Here is a 25,137-nt window from a genome sequence, read left to right as displayed (position 1 = left end):
TCGTCACCTACGAGCGCCGCGGTCCGATCGCCCTGGTCACGATGAACCGGCCGGACTACCGCAACGCCCAGAATTCGGTGATGACCTACGCGCTCGACGCCGCTTTCACCCGCGCGGTCGAGGACGCCGAGGTCAAGGTGATCATCCTGGCGGGCAACGGAAAACACTTCAGCGCGGGGCACGACATCGGCACGCCCGGACGCGACCATCACATCGAATACGACAACAAGGCCGCGCTGTGGTGGGACCACGTCGACCGGCCCGGCGGCGATCAGCGCTTCGCCCGGGAGCTCGAGGTCTACCTCGGCATGTGCCGGCGCTGGCGTGAGATCCCCAAGCCCACCATCGCGATGGTGCAGGGCGCCTGCATCGCCGGCGCGATGATGCTGGCCTGGGTGTGCGACATGATCGTCGCCGCCGACGACGCGTTCTTCTCCGATCCCGTTGTGCGGATGGGCATTCCGGGCGTCGAGTACTTCGCGCACCCGTGGGTGCTGGGACCGCGGCGGGCCAAGGAGGTGCTGTTCACCGGTGATCGGTTCAGCGCCGAGCAGGCCTACGAATGGGGCATGGTCAACCGGGTCGTGCCGCGCGCCGAGCTGGAATCGCACACCCTCGAACTGGCCGAGAAGATCGCCACCATGCCGCAATTCGGCCTGGCGCTGACCAAGAAGGCCGTCAACCAGTGCGAGGACCTGATGGGCATGCGCGCCGGCATGGACTCGGTCTTCGGCCTGCACCACTTCGCCCACGCCCACAACGCCGAGGTCGGCACCGACTCGCTGGCCGGAATGAACGTCAAGTCGATGAAGGCGACCGCAACGACCGCAGAACGGAGCGGCAAGTAGATGGATCTCGAACTCGATTCGGCCGCAGCGCAATTCCAGCTCGAAGTACGGGAATTCCTGCGCGCGAACGTCCCCGCCGAACCGCTGCCGTCGATGGACACCCGGGAGGGTTTCGAGGCGCATCGCGCCTGGGAGCACACCCTCGCCGAGGCCCGGCTGTCGGTGGTGTCGTGGCAGCGCGAATACGGCGGGCGCGACGCCTCGCTGCTCGAGTGGGTGCTGTTCGAGGAGGAGTACTACGCCGCGGGCGCGCCCGGGCGGGTGAGCCAGAACGGCATCTTCCTGCTGGCGCCCACCCTGTTCGAACACGGCACGCCGGAACAGCTCGAGCGCATCCTGCCGAGAATGGCTCGCGCCGACGACATCTGGGCGCAGGCGTGGTCGGAGCCGGAGGCCGGTAGCGACCTGGCGGGCATTCGATCCAGCGCGAAGCGGGTCGAGGGTGGCTGGGTACTCAACGGGCAGAAGACGTGGAGTTCGCGAGCCTCGTTCGCGGACTGGGCCTTCGGCCTGTTCCGCAGCGATCCCGAGGCGGAGCGGCACAAGGGCCTCACCTATGTGATGTTCCCGCTGTCGGCCGACGGCGTCACGGTGCGGCCCATCCCGCAGCTCGACGGCGAGCCCGGTTTCGCGGAGATCTTCCTGGACAACGTCTTCGTCCCCGATCGCGACGTGATCGGCGAACCGGGCGCGGGCTGGCGGGTGGCGATGAGTACCTCCAGCAACGAGCGCGGCCTGTCGTTGCGCAGCCCCGGCCGCTTCAACGCCACGGCCGCGCGCTTGATCGAGCTGTGGCGCGAGACCGCCGATCCGGCCGACACCGCGGCCCGCAACCGCGTGGTCGACGCGTGGATCGGCGCGGAGGCCTACCGGCTCAACACGCTCGGCACCGTGACCCGGTTGTCGGAGGGCGGCAAACTCGGCGCGGAATCGTCGATCAACAAGGTCTTCTGGTCCGAACTCGATATCGCGATGCACGAGACCGCCCTGGATCTGCTCGACGCCACCGCCGAGCACAGCAGCGCCTGGACCGACGGCTACCTGTTCTCGCTGGCGGGCCCGATCTACGCCGGTACCAACGAGATTCAGCGCAATATCGTCGCCGAGCGCCTGCTCGGGCTACCGCGTTGAGATCCGCCATGTGCCATCCCGCCTCCCCGCGCCGCACCCCCGAATGGACCCATCGATGAGATTTGCACTGTCCCCCGAACAACGCGACTTCGCCGACAGCCTGCGCAAGATGTGCGATGCCGCGGGTACGCCCGCCGTCATCCGCAACTGGAACGGCGGCGGCGCCCGCGGCGGCCGGGCACTGATCCGGCAGTTGGCCGGCGCCGGCGCGCTGGGCCTGGCCGTGGCCGAGGAATACGACGGGATGGGCGCCGAGACCATCGACCTGGTGGTGGCGTGCCGGGAATTCGGCCGGGCCGCGGTACCGGGACCGGTGATCGAGACCGCCGCGGTGATTCCGGCGCTGTTGCAGGCACTCGACGATTCCGGGCCGGCGCGGCGATGGCTTCCCGGGTTCGCCGAGGGTGAAGCGCTCGGCACCATCGCGCTCTCGCCGCAGACACCGGCCCTCGATGCCGATTCCGCCGACGTGGTGCTGGTCGTGGACGGCGACAAGCTGTGCACGGCTCGCCGGGGCGACCGGATCGAATCGGTGGACGCGGCGCGGCGGCTCTACTCGGTGACCCCGGACGAGGTTGTGGCGCACGGTGATTCGGTGCTCGCGGCGGCCGAGACGGCGTTCGACGCCGGTGCGCTGGCGGCCGCGGCACAGCTGCTGGGCGCGGGTAACGCGATGCTGGCCACCAGCGTCGCCTATGTGATCCAGCGGCATCAGTTCGGGCAGCCGATCGGGCGCTATCAGGCCATCAAACACCATCTGGCCGATGCGAAGATCGGCCTCGACATGGCCGAACCGCTGCTGTACCGCGCGGCACTGAGCTTCGATACCGCCGACCGCGCCCGCGACGTCTCGGCGGCCAAATTCGCCTGCGCGGAGGCCGCGTACCGGACGGCGCGGATCGCCCTGCAGGTGCACGGCGCCATCGGCTACACGTCCGAATGCGATCTGTCGCTGTGGCTGACCAAGGTGACCGCGCTCCGATCCGCCTGGGGCACCGCCGATTTCCATCGCGCCCGGGTCGCCGCGGCGCTGCGTACGCCGGCGGCGGCCGGCGCGTGAACCACCGATACGACGAGACGGGAGTACGGCGATGACCGATACCGCGGAACTGCAGGAACTGGCCGCGACCGTCCGCGCCGTCCTCACCCGCCACGGCGACCGGGCCGCCCTGCGGCAGGCGATCGACAGCGAACTCGGCTACGACGAACGGCTGTGGCAACTGCTGTGCGAGCAGGTGGGTGTGGCCGCGCTGGCGATTCCGGAGGAGTACGGCGGCGTCGGCGCCGACCTCGATACGGCGCTGGTGGTACTCGAGGAACTCGGGCGCACGCTGCACAACCCGCCGATGCTCGGGTCGGCCGTCCTCGGCGTCCAGGCGCTGCTCGCGACGGGTGATGCCGATGCGGCGCAACGATTGCTGCCCGGCGTCGCCGAGGGTACCCGGACGCTCGCGGTGTGCTGGGCGGACGACAAGGGCTGGGCCACAGGGGCACGCGCAAGCGCGGCGCCCGGATACGCCGTGCGGGCGGACGGCGACGCACTGACCGGGACCGCGCGCTACGTCCTCGACGGCGCCAATGCCGACACCCTGCTGGTGGTGACGGCCGACGGGCTCTACGAAATCGATGCCACCGCTTCGGGAGTCACCCGCACCGTCGTCCGGACCATGGATCCGACCCGGCGTCTGAGCACCGTCGCCTTCGACGGCGCGGCCGCCACCCGGCTGGGCGGAGATGCGGACGCGATCACGGCCCGCCTGCGCGCGGTCGCCTGGACCGCCCTGGCCGCCGAACAGGTCGGCGCGGCCGATCAATGCCTCGACCTGACCGTGGAGTACAGCAAGTCGCGCGTGCAGTTCGGCCGCGCGATCGGCAGTTTCCAGGCGCTCAAGCACCGCATGGCCGATATGTACGTGCTGGTCGAGTCGGCCCGCTCGGCCGCGTACGCCGCGATCGCGGATCTCGATCGACCGGTGTCCGCCGAGACGACGCTCGACCTCGAGTCGGCGCGCATCCACTGCTCGCACGCGTTCCGTTCGGTGGTGTCGGAGACCGTGCAGATGCACGGCGGAATTGCCATCACCTGGGAGCACGACGCGCATCTGTTCTTCAAGCGGGCGCACGGCGATGCCGAGTTGTTCGGGATGCCGGGACGACCGCTCGCCCGACCCGCCTGATCCGCCCGACAATCCACGCGGCTGCATTCGCGTACTCCGACCCCGCGCCCGACGGTCGCGGGGTCGAGTCGTATTCGCGACCCAGCGTGCGGCTGTGCGCGACGTCACGGCAAAATAGATAGTTAGGCTATGTACATACATAGTTAGCTTATGTAACATAATTGTCGTGCAGTCGAACGAGTCGCCCACCCACTCGGATCCGGCCCGGAGCTCGGTCTCCGCCCCGGATCCGGCCGAGGTGCTAATGGTCGACATCGCCGTCACCGCCGCGCGGCTCACTCGACTGGCCGGCACGCTGGGAACCCGAGCGCTCCCGCGTGCGATGGTGCGGGCGCTGTCCACGCTCGAAGAGCACGGTCCGCTGCGAATCAGCGAATTCGCGGAGATCGACGGTTGCTCCCAGCCCTCGGCAACGGCGCTGATCGGCCGGCTGACAGCCGCCGGACTCGCGGCACGCACCAAAGACCCCGACGACTCCAGAGCCGTGGTCGTCGAGCTGACGCCGGCGGGACGCGAACAGCTGTCCGTGTCCCGTCGCGCGTTCGGCACCGCCCTCGCGGCCCGGTTGCCCGACTTCGGCATCGACCGGCTCAGCCACCTCGAAAGTGAGCTGACCGATCTCCTCGAAGCCCTGAAATCGGCTGCACCACACACAGTCTCGAAGTAGGAGCGTTGATGAGCACCACTCTCTCATCACCGACCGCGACCGAGGCGACGACCACTCCGAAGACCAAGCAGCCCAAATCGGTATGGGCAGTAGCTTTCGCCTCGGTCATCGCCTTCATGGGTATCGGCCTGGTGGATCCGATCCTGAAACCGATCGGCGAACAACTGCACGCGTCACCGTCTCAGGTCACCCTGCTGTTCACCAGTTACATGCTGGTCACCGGTGTCGCGATGCTGATCACCGGCGTGGTGTCGAGCCGTTTCGGCGCCAAGAAGACGCTGCTCGCCGGCTTGGCCATCATCGTCGTGTTCGCCGCGCTGGCCGGATCGTCGGGCACGGTCGGGCAGATCGTCGGGTTCCGCGCCGGATGGGGACTGGGTAACGCGCTGTTCATCGCGACCGCATTGGCCACCATCGTGGGCGCGGCCAGCGGCGGGGTCGCCCGCGCCATCATCCTGTACGAGGCGGCACTGGGCATCGGTATCGCCGCCGGACCGCTGGTCGGCGGGTTCCTGGGCGGATTCAGCTGGCGCGCACCGTTCTTCGGCGTCGCCGTCCTGATGGCGGTCGCGTTCGTCGCGATCGTCGTGCTGCTGCCGGAGATGCCGAAACCGGCCCACCACACCTCGATCACGGCCCCGTTCAAGGCCTTACGGCACCGCGGACTGCTGCTCGTCAGCATCACCGCACTGCTCTACAACTACGGCTTCTTCACCCTGCTGGCCTACACCCCGTTCCCGTTGAACATGGGCACCTATTCGATCGGGTTCATCTTCTTCGGCTGGGGTCTGCTGCTGGCGCTGGCGTCGGTGGTGTTCGCGCCGCGACTGCAGCGCATGTTCGGCACCGTCCCGATGATCGCGACCGCGCTGGCGCTGTTCGCCGCCGATCTGGCCGCCATGGCGATCTGGGCCGACCACAAGCCCGTGCTGATCGTGGGCACCGTACTGGCGGGCCTGTTCCTCGGCGTGAACAACACCCTGATCACCGAGGCCGTGATGATCTCCGCCCCGGTGGAACGCTCCACCGCCTCGGCCGCCTACAGCTTCGTCCGCTTCGTCGGTGGCGCCGCCGCCCCGTATCTGGCCGGCAAGCTCGGCGAACATCAGATGGCCCTCCCGTTCTGGGTCGGCGCCGCGTGTACCGCGGTCGGCGTCCTGGTACTGCTCGGCGGCCGGTCGGCCCTGTCCCACGTGGACGACCACGACCCGGCCGAACACAGCCCGGCCGAAGCCGAAGCGATCACCGTCGGCGACGACTGACCGAACTCGTCGTCGCGGGCGACCCACCCCCTCGCCCCGACGGCACCCTCCGCTGCGGTACCCCTTCTCTGACCGCAACGGCGGTGAGCCGGAATCCACGGCCACGTTGTCGCTCGAGCGGCCGGTGCCGGTTAACAGATCGTGCAAACCTGGCCGTTCTCGGCAGTTTTCTCGCATTTTCGCCGAGGTTTGCACGAAAAGTTCGGGCACATCGCTGCGGGCCGGTGCCCCGTCGACCACTTATCCGGAGTTGTCACCTTCCGCGCGTACCGTGGTGAAATGACCGAGACGAATCGGGGGCGGGTACGGACCGAGGCGGGGCATCGGCGGATTCGGGCCTATGTGGACGGGCAGGTCGTCGCGGATACCATCCGTCCGCTGCTGGTCTGGGAGAGTCCCTACTATCCCACCTACTATGTGCCGGTCGAGGACCTTCGCGCGGAACTGGTCGCGACCGGATCGACCAAGCACTCCACGAGTCGCGGCGAGGGCGACATCTACGATGTGGTGATCGGCGGGAGCACCAGACCTGCTGCGGCCCTTCGCTATCCGGAGTCGCCGATCCCGGAGTTGCGCGAGCACATCCGCTTGGACTGGGAACAGATGGACCGGTGGTTCGAGGAGGATGAGCCGATCTACGTCCATCCGCGCAATCCCTATACGCGCGTCGACATCCTCGCCAGTTCCCGCAAGGTGCGGGTGGAGATCGGCGGAGAGGTTGTGGCGGAATCGAATTCGCCGCACATTCTCTACGAGACCGGTCTCGTTCCGCGCTATTATCTGCCGCTGACCGATGTGCGGATGGATCTGCTCACGTCCTCGGCCACCACGACGAGCTGCCCCTACAAGGGCACCGCCGAGTATTACAACATCCGCGTCGGCGACACCGACTATCCCGATCTGGTCTGGTACTACCGCACTCCCCTGCCGGAGAGTCAGAAGGTCGCCGGGCTGGTCTGCTTCTACAACGAGAAGGTCGAGCTGTACGTGGACGGGGTCCGGCAGGAACACTCGACCCCGTTCAGCTGAATCACGGCGCTACCTCCGGCCCAGCGGCACAGGGCTTTCCGGACGCATTCGGCCTCCTCACACCGCGAGGACGGGAGGCAACTCCTCGGCGCGGCGATAACGCCCGGGAGCGAGGGTGTACTCGCGCTTGAACGCCTTGGCGAAGGCGAATTCGGAGCCGTAGCCGACCCGGTGCGCGATCGCCGCGATCGGCAGGTCCGTCTCGCGCAGCAGGCGTGCGGCGGTGAGCATGCGCCAGCGGGTCAGATACGCCAGCGGCGCTTCACCCACGGTCGCGGCGAATCGGCGGGCCAGGGTGGCGCGGGACACTCCCGCCATCGCGCTCAGCTCGGGCACGGTCCACGCCCGCGCGGGGTCGGCGTGGATGGCGCGCAGCGCCGCCGACACCGCCGGATCGGCGAAAGCGCCTGCCCAGCCGGAGGTTTCGGTCTGTTCGTACCAGGAGCGCAGGACGAACAGCAGCAGCGTATCCAGCAGCGCGGGTACGGCGGCGTCGGTGCCCGGCCGCGGTTCGGTGAGCTCGCCGACGAGCAGATCCACCGCGGCACGCAGGGCCGGGGAGCGGTCCGGATCGGCGGGTAGGTGCAGGAAGTCGGGCAGTTGGTCCAGCAGCGGATGGCGGCGACTCCGGCTGACCTCGTATGCCCCGCACAGCAGGGTGGTCCGCGATCCCGGCCCGGGAATCTCGCGCGGCTCTCCGGGTGTCGCCACCTCGGTGATCGCACTGTGCGGACTGTCCGCGATCACATGCGCGGCACCACGGGGCATGAACAACACATCGCCGGGACCCATCCGCACCGGCTCCGAATCCGGTGCCAGCAACCAGCATTCGCCCTGCAGCACGATATGGAAACCGGCGCCCGGGACCAGCGGATATCGCCTCCCCCACGGTGCGTGCCGCACGAACAGGCCCGAGGCGGGCATTCCGGTTCGCACGGCCGCCACCGTCTCACTCAAGATATCCACACGCTGCCCCACTCGGCCGATCTCACACCGCGACGATCACCAGCATGCTGACCGATCCGGTCACGGTCAACGCACCCACCGGACACGGCGGCGCGAGATCTACAACCAGGTGTCCAGGGTGGTCGTGGTGAGGAAGTGTTCGAGATCGGCCCGCCAGGGGGCCGGGGTGGTCTTCTCGGGTTCGATGGCGGTGTACTGGCCGCGGTAGAAGAGCAGCGGCCTGCCGGAGTCCGTGGACTCCGACAGGGCCAGTACCCGGCCGATCACGATGTAGTGATCGCCGCCGTCGACGACGCTGTCCACCGTGCACTGGATCGTGGCCAGCGCGTCGTCCAGGACCGGAAGTCCCAGCTCCGAAGTGCTCCAGCCGATTCCGGCGAACTTGTCGGGTTCGCGGGAACCGAAGCGGGCACACACCTGTTGTTGTTCCTCGGCCAGGACGTTCACGCAGAACCGTCCCGACTGCTCGATCGCGGCCCAGGACCGCGATCCCTTGGTGGGGCAGAACAGCACGAGCGGCGGGTCGAGGGAGAGGGCGGCGAAGGACTGACAGGCGAAACCGATCGGCGCCCGGTCGGTGTCCTCGGCCTCGGTGAAGGTGGTGATCACCGTGATACCGGTGCAGAACTGTCCCAGCACATTCCGGAACTGCCGGCCGTCGATCTCCGGGTATTCGCCCGTGGCGGTCATGGTTGTCGCCCTCTCCGCGCTCGCTACTTGAATCCCACCGTGAAGTCGTGACCCCACAGGCTCACCGCGGTGGATTCCCGCGCGATCCAGGAGTGGTCGTCGACTTCCAAACCCTCACAGCCGAATTCGATGTCGAATCCGCCGGGAGTCTTCATGTAGAACGACAACATCTTGTCGTTGATGTGGCGGCCGAGGGTGGCCGACATCTTGACCTTCTTGCGCAGCGCGCGATCCAGGCAGAGACCGACGTCGTCGGAATTCTCCACCTCGACCATGAGGTGCACGATGCCGGTCGGATTCGGCAGCGGCAGGAACGCCAGCGCGTGGTGGCGCGGATTGCAGCCGTAGAAGCGCAGCCACGCCGGGTCGCCGTCGGCGGGCCGGCCGACGACCTGGGGTGGCAGCCGCATCGAATCGCGCAGCCGGAAACCCAGGACATCCTGGTAGAACGCCTGCGCTTCGGCATCGTCGGAGCAGGTCAGCACGACGTGTCCCAGCCCCTGTTCGGCGGTGACGAACTTGTGGCCGTAGGGGCTGACGAAACGCCGGGCCAGGTACTGAGCGCCGTAGAACGCCTCGAGCGTATTGCCGGAGGGATCCTGGAAGCGGATCATGCCCTCGACGCGCCGCTCCGCGAGCTCGTCCTTGGTGCCCTCGTCGAAGGCGACGTCGGCCTTGGTCAGCGTCTCCCGAAGCCGTTGCAGCCCTGGGGCATCGGTGACCTCCCAGCCCGAGACCTGCAGGCGGTCCTGCTCACCCGGCACGATCACCAGGCGGGCGGGAAAATCGTCCATCCGCAGATAGAGGGCATCCGGATTGGGCCCGTCTGCCTCCATCATGCCGAGCACCTTGAGCCCGTACTCACGCCAGGCGGCCACGTCGGTCGCCTCGATGCGCATGTACCCGAGCGCACGAATACTCATCGTGACTCCTTCACACCGAAGAGGAAATCGGTTGCCAGCCGGTTGAATTCGTCGAACTTCTCCAGCTGCGCCCAGTGTCCGCATCCGCCGAACACATGCAGTTGCGCGCGCGGGATGGTCTTCAGCGCGACCAGGGCACCGTCGAGCGGATTCACCCGGTCCTCACGGCCCCAGATGAGCAGCACCGGCTGGCGCAACTTGTACGCCTCCCGCCACAGCATGCCCTTCTCGAAATCCGCACTGGCGAACGACTTACCCATCGCGCGGGTCGCGGCCAGCGCTTCGGGCGTATTGGCCGAGGCGAAGCGATCGTCGAGCAGTTCCGGGGTGATCAGCGACTGGTCGAAGACCATGATCCGCAGGAACTTCTCCAGATTGTCGCGGGTGGGCTCGACGTTGAACTTGCCCAGCGCCTTGACGCCCTCGGTGGGGTCGGGCGCGAACAGGTTGGTGCTCAGTCCGCCGGGACCCATCAGGACCAGCTTGCCGGCCCGGTCCGGATAGTCGAGCGCGAAGCGCACCGCCGCGCCGCCGCCGAGCGAATTGCCCAGCAGGTGAACGCGTTCGGTGATGCCCAGGGTGTCGAGCAGATCCTTCAGCGCCGAGGCGCTGTGCACGAAGTACTGCGGGTGGTCGGTCGGCTTGTCCGACTGCCCGAAGCCCGGCTGATCCACGGCCAGCACATGGAAGTGCCGCGCCAGCACCGGGATGTTGCGCGCGAAGTTCGACCACGACGAGGCGCCCGGACCACCGCCGTGCAGCAGCACGATGGTGGGACCGTTGCCCTCGCCGGCCTCGTGATAGTGCAGCTTCAGATCCGGGCGGACCTGGGCGAACTTCGAGGTGGACTCGTAGGTCAACTCCGAGACGGCGGTCATCACACCATCCCGTCGGTGACCGGCAGGCCGAACGCGTGGGTGCCGTACATCATGTAGGCGCGCTCGGGATCGTTGGCGGCGTGCACGCGGCCGGCGTGCGCGTCGCGCCAGAAACGCTGCAGCGGAGTGCCGTTCGCGAGCGCGGTCGCACCCGAGCTCTCGAACAGCTTGTCGATCGAGGCGATGGCCCGGCCGGTGGCGCGGACCTGATCGCGGCGCGCCGCCACGCGCAGGTCGAACGGAATCTCCTCGCCGGCGACCAGGAGCTTGTACTCGTCGGCGACATTGCCCGACAGCTGGCGCCACGCGGCGTCGATATCGCTGGCGGCCTCGGCGATGCGCACCTTGGCGAACGGGTCGTCCTTGGCCTTCTCACCGGCGTAGGCCGCGCGCAGGCGCTTGCCCTGGTGCTCCACGTGCGCGTCCAGCGCGCCGTAGGCCATGCCGACGATCGGCGTGGAGATGGTGGTGGGATGGATGGTGCCCCACGGCATCTTGTAGACCGGGTCCGTGTTCTGCTGCAGACCGGGCGCGGTCAGGTCGTTCATGCTCTTGTAGCTGAGGAAGCGGTGCCGCGGCACGAAGACGTTCTCCAGCACCAGGGTGTTGGAGCCGGTGCCCTTGAGGCCCACCACATTCCACACGTCGTCGATGCGGTAGTCGGTGCGCGGAACCAGGAAGCTGCCGAAGTCGACCGGCTTCCCGTCCTTGATCACCGGACCACCGACGAAGGTCCAGGTGGCGTGATCGCTACCCGACGACCAGGCCCAGGAGCCGTTGACGATGTAGCCGTCACCGCTCTCGGTCACGACGCCGGCGCCCATCGGGGCGTAGGAGGAGGAGATGCGGACCTGGGTGTCCTCGCCCCAGACCTCCTCCTGTGCCTGCTGGTCGAACAGCGCCAGATGCCAGTTGTGCACGCCGATGATGCCGGCCACCCAGCCGGTGGAACCGCAGGCGCTGGCGATCTTGCGCACGGTGTCGTAGAACACGACCGGGTCGGCGGCGTATCCGCCCCACTGGCGCGGCTGCAGCAGCTTGAAGAAACCGGTCTCTTGCAGCGCCTTCATGGTCTCGTCTGGGATGCGGCGCAGATCTTCTGCCTCCTGCGCTTGTTCGCGCAGCTTCGGCAACAGTGCTTCGACCCGCTCGGTTACTTCTTGCGTCATCTCGGGGGCTGCTCCTGCCTGGTCGAAATCGGAACGGGTGTATCGGTCGCATTCCGTTCTGCGGAACCGATACTTGTCTTGAGACTAGAACACGTTCTTATTTATGTCGAGAACGGGTGTTCATTGTCCCACAACGAACACCTTTGCCTGGTAGTCAACGGAATAGCTGGCGCTGGGCCGCTCAATTTTGTAACGTGTTCTAGTACTTCCAGAGGAGGGATGACGATGGCAGAAACCGCACAGCGGAGCGGGAAGGTCCGCGAGATCGACGTCGGCTCGACACCGACGCGGTACGCGCGGGGCTGGCATTGCCTGGGCCTGGCCGAGACGTTTCGCGACGGTAAGCCGCATGCCGTGCAGGCTTTCGGCACCAAACTCGTGGTGTGGGCCGACAGCAACGACGATCTGAAGGTGCTCGACGCCTACTGCCGCCACCTCGGCGGCGATCTCAGCATGGGCGAGATCAAGGGCGACTCCATCGCGTGCCCGTTCCACGACTGGCGCTGGGGCGGCAACGGCCGCTGCACCTCGATCCCGTACGCGCGGCGTGTGCCGCCGCTGGCCCGCACCCGCGCCTGGACCACCCTCGAGCGCAACGGCCAGCTCTACGTCTGGCACGACCACGAGGGCAATCCGCCGCCGGACGACGTCACCATCCCCTATATCGAGGGGCCCTACACCGACGCCGACGGCAACCCGGTCGAAGAGCGCAACAACGACTGGACCCCGTTCACCTGGAACACCATGCTGATCGAGGGCGCCAACTGCCGCGAGATCGTGGACAACGTGGTGGACATGGCCCACTTCTTCTACATCCACTTCGCCTTCCCGACGTACTTCAAGAACGTCTTCGAAGGTCACGTGGCCACGCAGTTCCTCGAGACGAAGGGCCGTCCGGACATCGGCATGGCCGCCAAGTACGGCGGGGAGACGCTGCTGAAGTCGGAAGCTTCCTACTTCGGCCCGTCCTACATGATCAACCCGCTGACCAATATCTACGGCGGCTACCAGATCAAGGTCCAGCTGATCAACTGCCACTACCCGGTGACGCAGGATTCGTTCGTGCTGCAGTACGGCCTGTCGGTCGAGAAGCCCAAGGGCATCGACGACGAGACCGCCGAGAAGCTGGCCAAGTCCATGACCGACTTCTTCGGTGACGGCTTCCTGCAGGACGTGGAGATCTGGAAGCACAAGTCCAAGATCGACAACCCGCTGCTCTGCGAGGAGGACGGCCCGGTCTACCAGCTGCGCCGCTGGTACGACCAGTTCTACGTCGACGTCGCCGATATCGACCCGAAGATGGTGCAGCGCTTCGAATTCGAGGTCGACACCACCAAGGCCAACGAGCACTGGGAGGCGGAGGTCGCCGAGAATCTGCGGCGCAAGAAGGAAGAGGACGCGGCACAGCAGGACCCTGCCGTCAAGCAGGAGGCGGGTGCCTGATGGTCTCCTGGGCCAAAGCACCCGATTTCGCGGACCGCCCGGAACGCCGGGAACAGGTGCGTGCCCAGACGGTCGTCGACAGACAGCGCTATCTCGAAGACGGCCTGACGCCGGTGGCCTGCCGGGCATGCGGAGTGGAAGTCCTGGTCCGCAAGTCCTCCTCGCACCAGCGTTCGGTGCAGTGGACGGTCAGCCCGGCCGAACACTGCCCGGTCTTCGCGAAGCTGGCCGGGCCGGGGCGGCCGGATCCGTGCCCGGACCTGGAGAAGTCGATCCAGTATGCGATCGATGAGGGCATGCTGGCGATCGACGAGTAAGCAGGCGTGTTGCGCGGGCCCGCCCACCGTATTCGACAGGGATACGGTGGGCGGGCCTGAACTATTCGTGCAAACCTCCGCGACAAAGGCGGAAATCGCGCCGAACCACCGAGGTTTGCACGATTCGTTCACCCCGGCGATCAGTCCAGCCGGAAGTCCGCGAAATCGAATCCGGGCGCGACCACGCAGCTCACCAGCACATATTCGTCCCCGGCCGGGCGTGCGGCCTGGCTGACGCCGGCGGGCACTACGGCCTGCAGGAGTTGTCCCCGTTCGACGTCGGGGCCGAGAATCACTTCGTCGCCGCCGATGTTCAGCAGTAGCGGGCCACCGCGTTGCCACAACCAGATCTCGTCCGAGCGCACGGTATGCGGCGCGGACTGTTCGTGCGGCAGCAGCAGGAAGTGGATGGCGGTGGCGGACGCACGCGGGCCGTCGTAGCCGTCCGGCTCGAATTCGACCGGGCTGCGGTAGGTTTCGCGGAACCAGCCACCTTCGGGATGCGGTTGCAGATCCAGTGCCTCGGCCAGCGCGGGTCGTTCGGACATCGTCGCCTCCTGCGGGGTAATCGGTTGCTTGCGGATTCTGCGCGCCCTGCTACCGCCTGCCCGGCCGCCCGACGACCCGGCGCGCGTCTTCTCGTCGACGCGGCCCATGGGGGCGCATCACAGGTCCCGGGCCGCGCTGTAGGCCATCGCGACATGGGTGAACAGGGTCGTGCGTTGCTCGCGGACCGCGGCGTCGCCGGGTTCGAGCAGGCACTGCTGCGAGGTGCCGTCGTGGACCGCGACCACCGCCCGCCCGAGGCCCTCGCGGTCGGTGACGGTGCGGCCCGCGCGATTCAGCAGGGCCTCCAGGACCGGCAGCAGGGCCGCGACGATCGCGTTCTCCCGCGCGACCATGACCCGCCGCAGCGGCGGGTTGCGCAGGGCGTGGGCGGTGAATTCGGCGGTGATGCGAAACCACTTGTCGTCCAGCGGAACCGCCCGCAGCACCTGCTCCACACCGGCGCGCAGATCATGGACATCGACGCCGGACTCCGACTCCAGAACTCCCGTCAGTTCGCGCAGCATCTCGGCCGACCGCAACTCCCACATCGCCAGGAACAGTTCCTCCAGCGAGCTGAAGTTCGAGTAGAACGCCCCGCGGGTGAATCCGGCGCGCTCACAGATCTGCTCGACCGTGCACCGGCCGAACCCCTCTTCGGCGAACGCGTCGAACGCGGCGTCGAGCAACCGTTGCCGAGTCTCGGCCCGCCGCTTGGTCATTCGCGGTTCTCGTGAGGTGCCCCTCGTGACCGCGTCGTCGACGGATGCGAGTTCTCCGCCGATCGGCACCGATTCGGCGGTCGAGTCGCCGCGACGTGCCGGCGAGCGCCCGTGCCCGGGCTCGGACGACCGCCGGGCACCGAGAGACGTCACGAGCGCTTCCTCTCCCTGGACATACGGATACACGAGTGTATCAACCGGCTCGTTCCACGAGGGTTTCTCGACCGCCTGCGTAGGCTGCGGCGCCGAGCACCAGATCCTCGAGCCGGATTTCGTGACGCTGCCCGGCTTCGTCGAGAATCACGAGCCGCTGACGCACCGCCGTGCCGGCGCGGTGGCCGGGGCGACCTCCCCTCGCCGGTCGGCAGCGTGCCGGCGAGCAGAGTGACCCGCGCATCGCGACGGAACGCACACCGGCAAGGCTCAGGGAAGCTGTGCACCCGACCGCGGGCCGCGCACCCTCCCACCTTCGCGGCCCGCCGAATCCGTGCCGGTATCAGCTGAGGTTGGTGCCCGACCAGCCGAAGTTGAAGGTGTGCCCCTTCGAGCTGCACTGCACCGCGCCGCGGCCGCCGGCACTGCAGGTGGCGCCGCCGTAGTTGATGACGCCGCCGTAGTCGTAGCCGTCGGAGGCGGGCCCCGAGTCGATGGATCGGCTGCCGGCGCGACCGAGCGGGCCGGTCAGGCCGAAGGTCGGATGCGCCGGCAGGAACGGCAGGTCGATGGCGACATTGTTGATGGGAATTCCGAACAGGGTGGCGACTCCGGGGCTGATGTCACAGCCGACGTCACCGTTGGGACGCATCGAGCAATTGGCGTACCCGGCACTGAAATACACCGTGTCGCCCACCAGATAATCGGCCGGGTTCTGCACCGTGGGCCCGTTCGCGGCGACGAACGGTTGCGCACCTGCCACCGCCCCACCGGCCATCGAAATCGCCACAGCGGCAACAGATCCGCCGATCAAGGCTCGTATGTTCACAGCAACTCCTATGTTTTCGTCCGCGCGGATAATCGAGAGCAGAATTGCTTGCCGCGCACGAGTACAGCGCCTCCCGGACCCGTATTCGGATCGCGTGGAAGAACCCGCGCGTTAACACGCCGCCCGGTGAATTCGCCACCGTGGGACGATCGCTCGAACGCGAAAAAGGGCCGCGAACGAATATCGTTCGCGGCCCGTCGTTTCGACATGGTCAGGCGGTAGCGCCCTGCTTTTCCCGCTGCAGTTCCAGCGCGATGTCGATCAGCTGATCCTCCTGGCCACCGACCAGCTTGCGCTTACCGGCGCGCACCAGCATTTCGGCCGCCGAGACGCCGTAGCGTTCGGCTTGGCGCTCGGCGTGCTTGAGGAAGCTCGAGTACACGCCCGCGTAGCCCATCATCAGGGCCTGGCGGTCCAGCAGGCATTCCTGCGGCATGGCCGGGCGCACGACGTCCTCGGCGGCGTCGGCGATGGCGAAGAAGTCGATACCGGTCTTGATACCGATCTTGTCGGCGACACCGACGAACGCCTCGACCGGGGTGTTGCCCGCACCGGCGCCGAAACGCCGTGCGCTGCCGTCGATCTGCTTGGCGCCCGCCTTCACCGCGTAGATCGAGTTGGCGACGGCGAGGTCGAGATTCTCGTGGCCGTGGAAGCCGACCTGGGCGTCGTCGCCGAGTTCGGCGGCGACCGCGGCGATGCGGTCGGACACCTGATCCAGCACCAGCGCACCGGCGGAGTCCACGACGTAGACGCACTGGCATCCCGCGTCGGCCATGATGCGCGCCTGCTTCGCGAGCACCTCCGGCGGCTGCGAATGCGACATCATCAGGAAGCCGACGGTTTCCATGCCGAGGTCGCGGGCATAGCCGAAGTGCTGGATCGAGACGTCGGCCTCGGTGCAGTGGGTGGCGATGCGGACGATGGACGCGCCGTTGTCCTGGGAGATCTTGATGTCCTCCTTGACGCCCACACCGGGCAGCATGAGGACCGCGATCTTGGCCTGCTTCGCGGTCTGCGCCGCGATCGTGATCAGTTCCTGCTCAGGGGTTTTGGAGAACCCGTAGTTGAACGAGGAACCGCCCAGGCCGTCACCGTGGGTCACCTCGATGACCGGCACACCCGCGGCGTCGACGGCCGCGACGATATCGCGCACCTCGGTGGCGGTGAACTGGTGACGCTTGTGATGGGAACCGTCGCGCAGCGAGGTGTCGGTGACGCGGACGTCGAGTTCCTGGGAGAACGGCTGCAATACGTAGTTCATGATCTGGTCCCTCCTAGACCCGAGCCGTGAGGATCTGTTCGGCCATGACCTCGCCCACCCGGGTGGCGGCGGCGGTCATGATGTCGAGGTTGCCGGCGTAGGGCGGCAGGAAGTCGCCCGCGCCCTCGACCTCCACGAACACCGAAACCTTCGCCATCCCACCGGAAATCACGCTCGGCTCGTCGAACTGCGGTTCGTTGAGCAGGCGGTACCCGGGCACGTACTCCTGGATGTCGGCGACCATCCGGTGGATGGATTCGCTGATCGCATCGGTGTCGGCATCCTCGGGAATGGCGGCGAAGATGGTGTCGCGCATGATCATCGGCGGCTCGGCCGGGTTGAGGATGATGATCGCCTTACCGCGCTCGGCGCCACCGATGGTCTCCACACCCTTGCTGGTGGTCTTGGTGAACTCGTCGATGTTCGCGCGGGTGCCGGGCCCGGCCGAGACCGAGGAAACCGAGGCGACGATCTCGGCGTAGGGCACCTCGACCACGCGCGAGACGGCCGCGACGATCGGAATCGTCGCCTGCCCACCGCAGGTGATCATGTTGACGTTCGGAGTGTCGATATTCGCGCCGAGGTTCACCGGCGGCACGACGGCCGGGCCGACCGCGGCGGGGGTGAGATCCACCGCGCGGATACCGGCCGCCTCGTACTTCGGCGCATATTCGCGATGCACGTAGGCAGAGGTCGCCTCGAACAGCATGTCCGGCTTCTCCGGCAGCGCGAGCAGCCAGTCCGCACCCTCGTGCGAGGTCTCCAGACCCAGCCCACGAGCGCGCTTGAGACCCTCGCTGTCCGGATCGATACCGATCATCCAGCGCGGCTCGATCCGCTCCGAACGCAGCAGCTTGTACAGCAGATCGGTGCTGATGTTGCCGGAGCCGACGATCGCGGCTGTGACCTTCCCGTTGCTAGGCACTTGATCTCCTCAGCTGAATGTCAAACGGACGGAACCGAGTCCAGCGAACTCGGCATGGAAGTCGTCACCCGAACGGGCGTCGATGGCGCGGGTGCACGAACCCGGCAGCACGATGTCGCCGGCCTTCAGCCGCACCCCGAACGAGGCGACCTTGCGGGCCAGCCAGGCCACCGCGATGGTCGGATCGTCGAGTACCGCGTCGCTGCGGCCCTGGGCGACGACCTCGCCGTTGCGGGTCAATGTCGCGTCGATGGCCTTGATGTCCAGCGCATCCGGCGCCACCCGCTCCGGCCCGAGCACCCAGCCGGCCGAAGACGCGTTGTCGGCGATGGTGTCGCACAACGCGATATTCCAGTTCTTGATGCGGGTGTCGATCAGCTCGATCGCGGGGGCGTAGGCGACCGTCGCGGCCAGCACGTCGGCCTCGGTGCACTCCTCGCCCGGCAGATCCGCGCCCAGCACGAAACCGACCTCGACCTCGACGCGCGGGAACAGGTACTTCGACGTGTCGACCGGAACGTCTTCGAACACCTGCATATCGGCGAGCAGATGGCCGTAGTCGGGTTCGTCGACGCCCATCATCTCCTGCATGGCCTTCGAGGAGAGCCCGACCTTGTGGCCGACCACCTTCGCGCCGTCGGCGAGCCGCTGCCGGATGTTGATGAGCTGGATCTCGTAGGCGTCGACCACGTCGATCGCCGCATACCGCGTGACCAGCGGATCGATCGGCACCCGGTCTCGTTCGGCGACCGCGAGCTCTGCGGCCAGTTCATTCCGTACCGCGTCGGACAGCACGCTTGTTCCTTCCATTGGGGCGCTCGGTCTGGGGACCAGCCGGTGAACGGGATACAAACTGAAACGAGTTTTCCTGCATTTTCTCGTGTCAGCAGTCCCATCTGCCAGACCAATATAGACCGAACCTGATGCGATTCTATAACGTGTTCTACATGACTGATCGGGAATACGACGTGGTGGTGGTCGGCAGCGGCGCCGCCGGAATGACCGCCGCCCTCGCCGCCGCGCACCACGGACTGCGCGCGGTGCTCATCGAGAAGGCCGCGCACTACGGCGGTTCGACCGCGCGTAGTGGTGGCGGTGTGTGGATCCCGGGCAACAAGGCGCTCAAGGCGTCCGGCCGGCCCGACGACCGGGAGGAGGCCCGCCGCTACCTGCACAGCATCATCGGTGACGTGGTGCCGAAGGAGAAGATCGACACCTACATCGACCGCGGTGCCGAGGCCTTCGACTTCGTCCTCGATCACTCTCCGCTGCAGATGACCTGGGTGCCGGGCTACTCCGACTACCACCCCGAGGCCCCCGGCGGCCTGGGCTCCGGCCGCTCCTGCGAGCCGAAGCCGTTCAACCTGAAGGTGCTCGGCGCCGAGGCCGCGAATCTGGAACCGCCCTACGCCAAGGCCCCGCTCAACGTCGTCGTCATGCAGACCGACTTCGTGCGCCTGAACCTGATCAAGCGGCATCCGAAGGGCATGATGCGCGCCATGCGGGTCGGCGCCCGCACCTATCTGGCGAAATTCACCGGTAAGCAGATCGTGGGCATGGGCCAGGCCATCATCGCGGCCATGCGCAAGGGCCTGCAGGACGCGAATGTCCCGGTGCTGCTCAACACTCCCCTGACCAAGCTGATCACCGAAGACGGCCGGGTCGTCGGGGTGGAGGCGACCGTCGACGGCGAGCCGACGATCTTCAAGGCCCGCTACGGCGTGGTGCTGGGCACCGGCGGTTTCGAACACAACGCCGAGATGCGCGAGCAGTACCAGCGCAAGCCCATCACCACCGAGTGGACCACGGGCGCGGCGGCCAACACCGGTGACGGCATCCGGGCCGGTATGGAGGTCGGCGGCGATATCGGGTTCATGGAGGACTCCTGGTGGGGGCCGACCATTTTCAAGGGTGGCAAGCCGTGGTTCGCGCTGGCCGAGCGCAATCTGCCCGGCGCGATCATGGTGAACGCCGACGGTAAGCGATTCGGTAATGAGTCCGCTCCTTACGTCGAGGCCGTGCACACCATGTACGGCGGCAAATGGGGTCAGGGTGACGGTCCGGGCGAGAACATCCCCGCCTGGCTGGTGTTCGACCAGCGCTACCGCAACCGCTACATCTTCGCCGGGCTGCAGCCGGGCCAGCGCTTTCCGTCCCGCTGGATGGAAAACGACAACATCGTCAAGGCCGACACCCTCGAGGAGCTGGCCCAGCGGCTCGGCGTGCCGGCGGACAACCTCGCCGCCACCGTCGCCCGTTTCAACGCCTTCGCGGAGAAGGGCGTGGACGAGGACTTCGGCCGCGGCAAGAGTCACTACGACCGCTACTACGGCGATCCGACCGTGAAGCCGAACCCGTGCCTGGCGGCCCTGGTGCAGGGCCCGTTCTACGCCGCCAAGATCGTGCCCGGCGACCTGGGCACCAAGGGCGGTCTGGTCACCGACACCGCGGCGCGGGTGCTGCGCGCGGACGGCACCGTGATCGAGGGGCTCTACGCCTCCGGCAACTCCTCGACACCGGTGATGGGCCACACCTACGCCGGTCCCGGCGCGACCATCGGGCCCGCGCTGACCTTCGGTTATCTGGCGGTCATGGATATCGTCGAGAAGGCGCGCGCGGAGAAGGCCCCCACCGGCGCGGCGAGCAAGTAGGCAGGCACCGGTGAGCGGGACCCGCAGCGGGGGCCCGGGCCGATCCCGGCACCATGGGAGCGGTCGGGCCACCCGCGGCGGCGTCCGCGACACCACTGCCGATCGAGGGTGGTCCGGCCGATCGGATCGGATCCCGGACACTCTCGATCGGGACTCGTGATACGTCGGCGAACAAGGAACACACAATGCCTATCGACCTGAAAACCGCTCTCGGAGCGGAACTTCCGAGCCAGGAGTTCTCCTGGACGCCCTCGGATGTGCAGCTGTACCACCTGGGCCTGAGCGCCGGTACCCGCTGGACCGACCCGGGCGAACTGCGATACCTGGACGATCGGGAGCCGCAGGTGCTGCCGACGTTCGCGACCGTCGCACCGACGATGCGGGTCACCGAACCACCGAAGGTGAGCTATCCGGGCGTGGAGATCGACCTGGCCAAGGTCGTGCACGGCAGCCAGGAAATCGTTGTGCACCGGCCGATTCCGGCCGAGGGCAAGGCGAGCAGCACCGGCCGGATCACCGAGGTGTGGGACAAGGGCTCGGCCGCGGTGATCGCCCACGAGACCGTGATCACCGGATCCGACGGGCAGCCGCTGTGGACGGCCCGCTCCTCCATCTTCGCCAAGGGTGAGGGCGGTTTCGGTGGTGAGCGCGGCCCGAGCACCAAGGCCGTGCTCCCCGACCGGGCCCCGGATTTCGAGGTCCTCACGCCGACGCTGCCGCAGCAGGCACTGCTGTACCGCATGTGCGGTGACCGCAACCCGCTGCATTCGGACCCCGAATTCGCCCGTGCCGCAGGCTTTCCCAACCCGATCCTGCACGGCCTGTGCACCTACGGCCTGGTCTGCAAGACCGCGACCGACACCGTGCTGGACTCGGACGCGAGCCGGGTGACCGGCTTCCGGGCGCGCTTCGCCGGCGTGCTGTACCCGGGCGAGACGATCCGGTCGCGGATCTGGCGCGAGGGCGACGAGCTCGTCATCGGCGCGACCGTGGTCGAACGCGAGGACGCCCCGGTACTGAGCGATGTGCGGCTGAGCTTCACCGCCTGATCGGCGCGACTCGCCACCGAACGAAGAACCGCCCGACCGGCAGTGCCGGTCGGGCGGTGTCTTCTATCCCGGTTCGCTGATGTTCCGGGCGGGGCCTGTCGGCGTCAGTCCGGGAAGCCGGTGGCGAACAGGCCGGCGATCGCGACGGAACAGATGACGGCGATGATCGGGATAATCCACATGCCATCAGACTACAAGGTGTAGTAGGAAACCACGACATCGCGTAGTAGGGCAAACACCCTGGTTGTGGGGTATATCACGCCCGGTCGACTACGTCGGTTCCGCGGTATCCGGGGCATCCTCGCGCCCGATCAGGCCCTGCACGATGGCCGCGTACAACACGATGACCAGCACGGGGGCCAGCAGCGGCAGCCACGCCAGCCGTCCCGGAATCAGCGTCGCCAGCACCGCCGCCGCCGCGAATCCGAGCGCCCCGACGACCGACGGCAATGTGGTGGGAACCACACCGGCCGGGGCGTGCAGCGTGGCGGTGTTGAGCAGATAGGTGGTGGCCACCAGACCCGTCCCGGCGGCGGCCAGCGCACCGGTGTCGGCCCACGCCAAGGCGCCGAGGGCGATCAGCACCGCCACTACCGCCACCACGCGGAACCGCCATCCGACGACCACGGCGACGAAAACCGGAATCGCGGCCCAGGGCAGCACGATGCCCACCGCGGTGGTCAGCAGCAGCCCGGACAGGACGGCCAGAAATTTCGTCATCGCTTCACCCGCACCATTCGCCGACGCTCGGGCAGCAGGCGCATCGCCTGGTCGAGGCGGGCACCCTCCGGCCAGGCCACGATGTCCACCCCGACGGTACTCATATCGCGGTACATCGCGGTGCGTTCCAACTGCCACATCCGGGCCAGGGTCGGATCCAGGCCGTCCTTGAACGGCGTGCCGCGCAGCACGTCGACGACCACCACAGCATGGCCGCGTTTGCGCAGATCTATCAGGGCCAGAGCGAATTCGGTGTCGAGCAGGGTCGAGAACGCGACCACGATCGCACCGATCGGTACCGCCGAATGCGGCGCCAGTGTCCCGGCATTGGGAATGTGCTCGTCGCCTACCCCGAGCACGGTGTCGATGATGCGATAGAACTGGCGGCGGCCGATATCGGGCCGCAGCCAACGCGGTGCGCGCCCCAGGCACACCACGGCAGTGCGGTCGCCGGCCTGCAGGGCGGTCTGGGCAACCTGCGCCGCACCGCGCACCGTCAGCTCCATCGAATCCGAGGCCGGCCCCGGCGCCTGCAGCGAAGTATCCACCAGCACAACGACGTCCGCCGCACGGTTGGTGAGACGCTGGGTGACGTAGAGACGGCCGCGGCGCGCGCTCACCGGCCAGTTGACGATGCGCAGTTCGTCGCCGGGAGCGTAGGCGCGGATATCGGCGTACTCCACGCCCGGCCCGTGGCGGCGGGTCAGATGGGTACCGATCCGTTCGGGAAGCTCGGTGCGCGGCAAGCGCATTCGTTGTGGATCCGCGATCGGATACACATACACCTCACCGGCCTGGACACTGGCCGAGGCCTGCGCCAGGCCGGCCGGACTCAATGCGGTCAACCGCACGGTCACGGGATAGCGGCCCCAGCGCTGCGTCGACAGCGCCAGCCGCAGGCCGGCGGGAGCGGGCCCGGAATCGGAGGACTCCTCCACCCGCAGGTCGAGCCCGTTCGCCTCCTGCGGATGGCAGCGCAGCAGCGCATGGCCCTGTTCCACGAATGCGGCGACCGGCAGCTCGACCTCCTCGGATTCGAAGCAGCGCAGAATCCCGCCACCGTCGACCTGAACCCTGGTGCGCGCCGATTGAATCGGCGCGGTGGCCAGCACGCCCAGCATCGGCGCGGCGAACACCGCCAGCTGCCACCGATCCAGCATGATCGCCGGCACCAGCGCGACCGCGGCGGCGACCGCCAGCATGTACACCAGTGGCGCGGGCCGCCAGCGCAGATCGACCTCGCTCGCCGAGGTGGTGTCGCGATGTCTCATGTCACCGTCGCGCGCGGTACGGGCAGGCGGCGCAGCAATTCGGAGATCACGTCCTCGCCGCGGATCCGGCGCACCCACATCTCCGGGCGCAGCGTGATCCGGTGCGCCATCGCCGGAACCGCCAGCGCCTTCACATCCTCCGGGATCACGTAGTCGCGCCCCAGCAGCAGCGCCCGGGCGCGGGCCATCTGCACCAGATCCAGTTCGGCGCGCGGACTCGCGCCGACCTCGACCTGCGGATGGCCGCGGGTGGCGGCGGCCAGCGCGACCACATACGTCACCACATCCGGGTGGACGGTGACGAATTCGACCGCCTGCCGCATCTCCACCAGACCTTGCGCGTCCACCACCTGCCCCACCTGCGGGGTGACGGCGCCGCGTTCGAGCCGGCGGCGGATCATCTGGGTCTCGTCCTTCTCCGACAGATATCCCAGCCGTAACTGCATGGCGAATCGGTCCAGCTGGGCCTCCGGTAACGGATAGGTGCCCTCGTACTCGATCGGATTGTCGGTGGCCATCACGATGAAAGGCTGTGGCAGCGGGAAGGTTTCGCCGTCGATGCTGACCTGCCCCTCGGCCATGGCTTCGAGCAGCGCGGCCTGTGTCTTGGGCGGGGTGCGGTTGATCTCGTCGGCGAGCAGCATATTCGTGAAGACGGGCCCGCGCCGGAAGTTGAACCGGCCCGAGGCCATGTCGTAGATCGTCGAGCCGATCAGATCCGCGGGCAGCAGATCCGGGGTGAACTGCACGCGCGTGAAGTCCAATCCCAATGCGGTGGCGAAGGATCTGGCGATGAGTGTCTTACCGAGGCCCGGTAGGTCCTCGATCAGGACGTGGCCGCCCGACAGCACCGCGATCATGATCAGCTGCAGCTCTTCGCGCTTGCCGACCACGGCGCGGGCGATCTCCCGCAGCACCGCATCGGTGCGTTTGATGGTCACATCCAAAGGTGTCGTCATATCCGATCTCGCATTAGTTCCAACCCATTTCACCTGTTCGGCAAGCTGCTCACATGCTCTGCAAGCGACGTAGAATCTCGTCGAGCGCGTCCCGGCCGGGCGCACGCGTGGTCTGATCACGCGGCGACGAATTGGCCGGATCCACCCAGCGCCACAGTTCCGGACCGAACTGCAGCCGTCCGGCGGCCTCGGTGGCCTTGCGGTTCTTCGCAATCCGATGACCGCTGGACAGTTCGAACTCCTTGGCCAGCAGCGGGCGCAGATAGCGATCCCAATCGGCCCGGGTGCCGTCGGCGCGGGTCGCGAGCATCTGTGCCCGCGCGTGCCAGCGGCTCAGCATTTCGGCCGGGCCGTTCTCGAAGTCGTGGTCGTCGGCGTCGGCACGGTCCCGCGCCCGGGAGCGCTCGACCAGCGACCACAGCAGCAGGGCCAGGGCGCCGAGCACCGGCACCCCGACCAGCAGCGGCAACATCTCACGCTGGTTGCTCAGGCCGACCAGCTCGATCAACGCGATCATCGCCACCGCGCCGGCCACGATCGTCATCCGG

At 67.5% G+C, this 25,137-nt stretch carries 26 protein-coding genes; 11 read left to right on the top strand and 15 right to left on the bottom strand.

Annotated features, from left to right (window positions below):
* Nucleotides 1-41 precede the first annotated feature (41 nt).
* The 7 genes from C8258_RS07075 (at nt 42) to C8258_RS07045 (ending at nt 7,114) form a co-directional block, all read left to right on the top strand.
* Complete coding sequence (locus tag C8258_RS07075; RefSeq protein WP_233224940.1) at nt 42-848, top strand: enoyl-CoA hydratase; 807 nt, start codon at nt 42-44, stop codon at nt 846-848.
* Nucleotides 849-1,979 carry an acyl-CoA dehydrogenase family protein gene (locus C8258_RS07070; protein ID WP_106954469.1) on the top strand — a complete coding sequence of 377 codons (1,131 nt, stop codon included), beginning with the start codon at nt 849-851 and terminating at the stop codon, nt 1,977-1,979.
* 55 nt (nt 1,980-2,034) lie between these two features.
* Nucleotides 2,035-3,039 carry an acyl-CoA dehydrogenase family protein gene (locus C8258_RS07065; protein ID WP_106954468.1) on the top strand — a complete coding sequence of 335 codons (1,005 nt, stop codon included), beginning with the start codon at nt 2,035-2,037 and terminating at the stop codon, nt 3,037-3,039.
* A 31-nt stretch (nt 3,040-3,070) separates the two neighbouring features.
* Entirely contained in the window at nt 3,071-4,156 is a 1,086-nt protein-coding gene (locus C8258_RS07060) for an acyl-CoA dehydrogenase family protein (RefSeq protein ID WP_106954467.1), read from the top strand.
* A gap of 166 nt (nt 4,157-4,322) precedes the next feature.
* Nucleotides 4,323-4,823, top strand: a complete 501-nt coding sequence (locus C8258_RS07055) for a MarR family winged helix-turn-helix transcriptional regulator (protein ID WP_233224925.1) — start codon at nt 4,323-4,325, stop codon at nt 4,821-4,823.
* An 8-nt stretch (nt 4,824-4,831) separates the two neighbouring features.
* On the top strand, nt 4,832-6,085 hold the full coding sequence (locus tag C8258_RS07050; protein WP_036497593.1) for an MFS transporter: 1,254 nt from the start codon (nt 4,832-4,834) through the stop codon (nt 6,083-6,085).
* Between the two features lie 279 nt (nt 6,086-6,364).
* The gene (locus tag C8258_RS07045) at nt 6,365-7,114 is read left to right on the top strand and encodes a DUF427 domain-containing protein (RefSeq protein ID WP_106954466.1); all 750 of its coding nucleotides are present in this window, start codon (nt 6,365-6,367) and stop codon (nt 7,112-7,114) included.
* 57 nt (nt 7,115-7,171) lie between these two features.
* Here C8258_RS07045 and C8258_RS07040 read toward each other — a convergent pair whose 3' ends face one another.
* From C8258_RS07040 to hsaA, 5 genes are all read right to left on the bottom strand, one after another.
* Complete coding sequence (locus tag C8258_RS07040) at nt 7,172-8,080, bottom strand: AraC family transcriptional regulator (protein ID WP_106954465.1); 909 nt, start codon at nt 8,078-8,080, stop codon at nt 7,172-7,174.
* Between the two features lie 99 nt (nt 8,081-8,179).
* On the bottom strand, nt 8,180-8,770 hold the full coding sequence (gene hsaB, locus C8258_RS07035) for a 3-hydroxy-9,10-secoandrosta-1,3,5(10)-triene-9,17-dione monooxygenase reductase subunit (RefSeq protein WP_106954464.1): 591 nt from the start codon (nt 8,768-8,770) through the stop codon (nt 8,180-8,182).
* A 23-nt stretch (nt 8,771-8,793) separates the two neighbouring features.
* Nucleotides 8,794-9,693, bottom strand: a complete 900-nt coding sequence (gene hsaC / locus C8258_RS07030; RefSeq protein ID WP_106954463.1) for an iron-dependent extradiol dioxygenase HsaC — start codon at nt 9,691-9,693, stop codon at nt 8,794-8,796.
* Nucleotides 9,690-10,571, bottom strand: coding sequence for a 4,5:9,10-diseco-3-hydroxy-5,9,17-trioxoandrosta-1(10),2-diene-4-oate hydrolase (gene hsaD / locus C8258_RS07025; RefSeq protein WP_106954462.1), 882 nt, complete (start codon nt 10,569-10,571; stop codon nt 9,690-9,692). Before hsaD ends, hsaC begins: the two co-directional genes overlap by 4 nt.
* A complete protein-coding gene (hsaA, locus tag C8258_RS07020; protein ID WP_030517284.1) occupies nt 10,571-11,740 on the bottom strand; it encodes a 3-hydroxy-9,10-secoandrosta-1,3,5(10)-triene-9,17-dione monooxygenase oxygenase subunit in 1,170 nt (389 codons plus the stop codon). Before hsaA ends, hsaD begins: the two co-directional genes overlap by 1 nt.
* A gap of 225 nt (nt 11,741-11,965) precedes the next feature.
* Here hsaA and C8258_RS07015 point away from each other — a divergent pair, with 225 nt between their 5' ends.
* Complete coding sequence (locus C8258_RS07015; protein ID WP_106954611.1) at nt 11,966-13,183, top strand: Rieske 2Fe-2S domain-containing protein; 1,218 nt, start codon at nt 11,966-11,968, stop codon at nt 13,181-13,183.
* A complete protein-coding gene (locus tag C8258_RS07010) occupies nt 13,183-13,500 on the top strand; it encodes a hypothetical protein (protein WP_036497552.1) in 318 nt (105 codons plus the stop codon). Before C8258_RS07015 ends, C8258_RS07010 begins: the two co-directional genes overlap by 1 nt.
* 140 nt (nt 13,501-13,640) lie before the next feature.
* On the opposite strand, the gene C8258_RS07005 is transcribed toward C8258_RS07010, so the two are convergent.
* From C8258_RS07005 to C8258_RS06980, 6 genes are all read right to left on the bottom strand, one after another.
* Nucleotides 13,641-14,048, bottom strand: a complete 408-nt coding sequence (locus C8258_RS07005; protein WP_106954461.1) for a cupin domain-containing protein — start codon at nt 14,046-14,048, stop codon at nt 13,641-13,643.
* Nucleotides 14,049-14,165: 117 nt separating this feature from the next.
* Complete coding sequence (locus C8258_RS07000; RefSeq protein ID WP_106954610.1) at nt 14,166-14,768, bottom strand: TetR/AcrR family transcriptional regulator; 603 nt, start codon at nt 14,766-14,768, stop codon at nt 14,166-14,168.
* 496 nt (nt 14,769-15,264) lie between these two features.
* A complete protein-coding gene (locus tag C8258_RS06995) occupies nt 15,265-15,750 on the bottom strand; it encodes a hypothetical protein (protein ID WP_146161178.1) in 486 nt (161 codons plus the stop codon).
* Between the two features lie 211 nt (nt 15,751-15,961).
* Nucleotides 15,962-17,014 carry a 4-hydroxy-2-oxovalerate aldolase gene (gene dmpG / locus C8258_RS06990; RefSeq protein ID WP_106954459.1) on the bottom strand — a complete coding sequence of 351 codons (1,053 nt, stop codon included), beginning with the start codon at nt 17,012-17,014 and terminating at the stop codon, nt 15,962-15,964.
* Between the two features lie 13 nt (nt 17,015-17,027).
* Nucleotides 17,028-17,939, bottom strand: a complete 912-nt coding sequence (locus C8258_RS06985; protein ID WP_106954458.1) for an acetaldehyde dehydrogenase (acetylating) — start codon at nt 17,937-17,939, stop codon at nt 17,028-17,030.
* Nucleotides 17,940-17,948: 9 nt separating this feature from the next.
* A complete protein-coding gene (locus tag C8258_RS06980; RefSeq protein ID WP_106954457.1) occupies nt 17,949-18,734 on the bottom strand; it encodes a 2-keto-4-pentenoate hydratase in 786 nt (261 codons plus the stop codon).
* A 143-nt stretch (nt 18,735-18,877) separates the two neighbouring features.
* On the opposite strand from C8258_RS06980, the gene kstD reads away from it, so the two are divergent.
* Both kstD and C8258_RS06970 read left to right on the top strand, forming a co-directional pair.
* Entirely contained in the window at nt 18,878-20,590 is a 1,713-nt protein-coding gene (gene kstD, locus C8258_RS06975) for a 3-oxosteroid 1-dehydrogenase (RefSeq protein ID WP_304598374.1), read from the top strand.
* A gap of 185 nt (nt 20,591-20,775) precedes the next feature.
* Entirely contained in the window at nt 20,776-21,639 is an 864-nt protein-coding gene (locus tag C8258_RS06970) for a MaoC family dehydratase (protein ID WP_106954608.1), read from the top strand.
* A 270-nt stretch (nt 21,640-21,909) separates the two neighbouring features.
* On the opposite strand, the gene C8258_RS06965 is transcribed toward C8258_RS06970, so the two are convergent.
* From C8258_RS06965 to C8258_RS06950, 4 genes are read right to left on the bottom strand one after another with little or no spacing between them, the layout of a single operon-like run.
* Nucleotides 21,910-22,359 carry a hypothetical protein gene (locus tag C8258_RS06965; protein WP_106954456.1) on the bottom strand — a complete coding sequence of 150 codons (450 nt, stop codon included), beginning with the start codon at nt 22,357-22,359 and terminating at the stop codon, nt 21,910-21,912.
* Nucleotides 22,356-23,630: a DUF58 domain-containing protein gene (locus C8258_RS06960; protein ID WP_106954455.1), complete on the bottom strand. Its 1,275-nt coding sequence runs from the start codon at nt 23,628-23,630 to the stop codon at nt 22,356-22,358. Before C8258_RS06960 ends, C8258_RS06965 begins: the two co-directional genes overlap by 4 nt.
* A complete protein-coding gene (locus C8258_RS06955; protein ID WP_106954454.1) occupies nt 23,627-24,589 on the bottom strand; it encodes a MoxR family ATPase in 963 nt (320 codons plus the stop codon). Before C8258_RS06955 ends, C8258_RS06960 begins: the two co-directional genes overlap by 4 nt.
* Before the next feature lie 49 nt (nt 24,590-24,638).
* A complete protein-coding gene (locus C8258_RS06950) occupies nt 24,639-25,133 on the bottom strand; it encodes a hypothetical protein (RefSeq protein WP_106954607.1) in 495 nt (164 codons plus the stop codon).
* Nucleotides 25,134-25,137: the final 4 nt, after the last annotated feature.

Source organism: Nocardia sp. MDA0666 (assembly GCF_003023875.1).
Lineage (GTDB): Bacteria > Actinomycetota > Actinomycetes > Mycobacteriales > Mycobacteriaceae > Nocardia > Nocardia aobensis.
The sequence above is the reverse complement of the archived record's forward strand: the minus strand, read 5'-3'. Positions and strand labels throughout refer to the sequence as shown.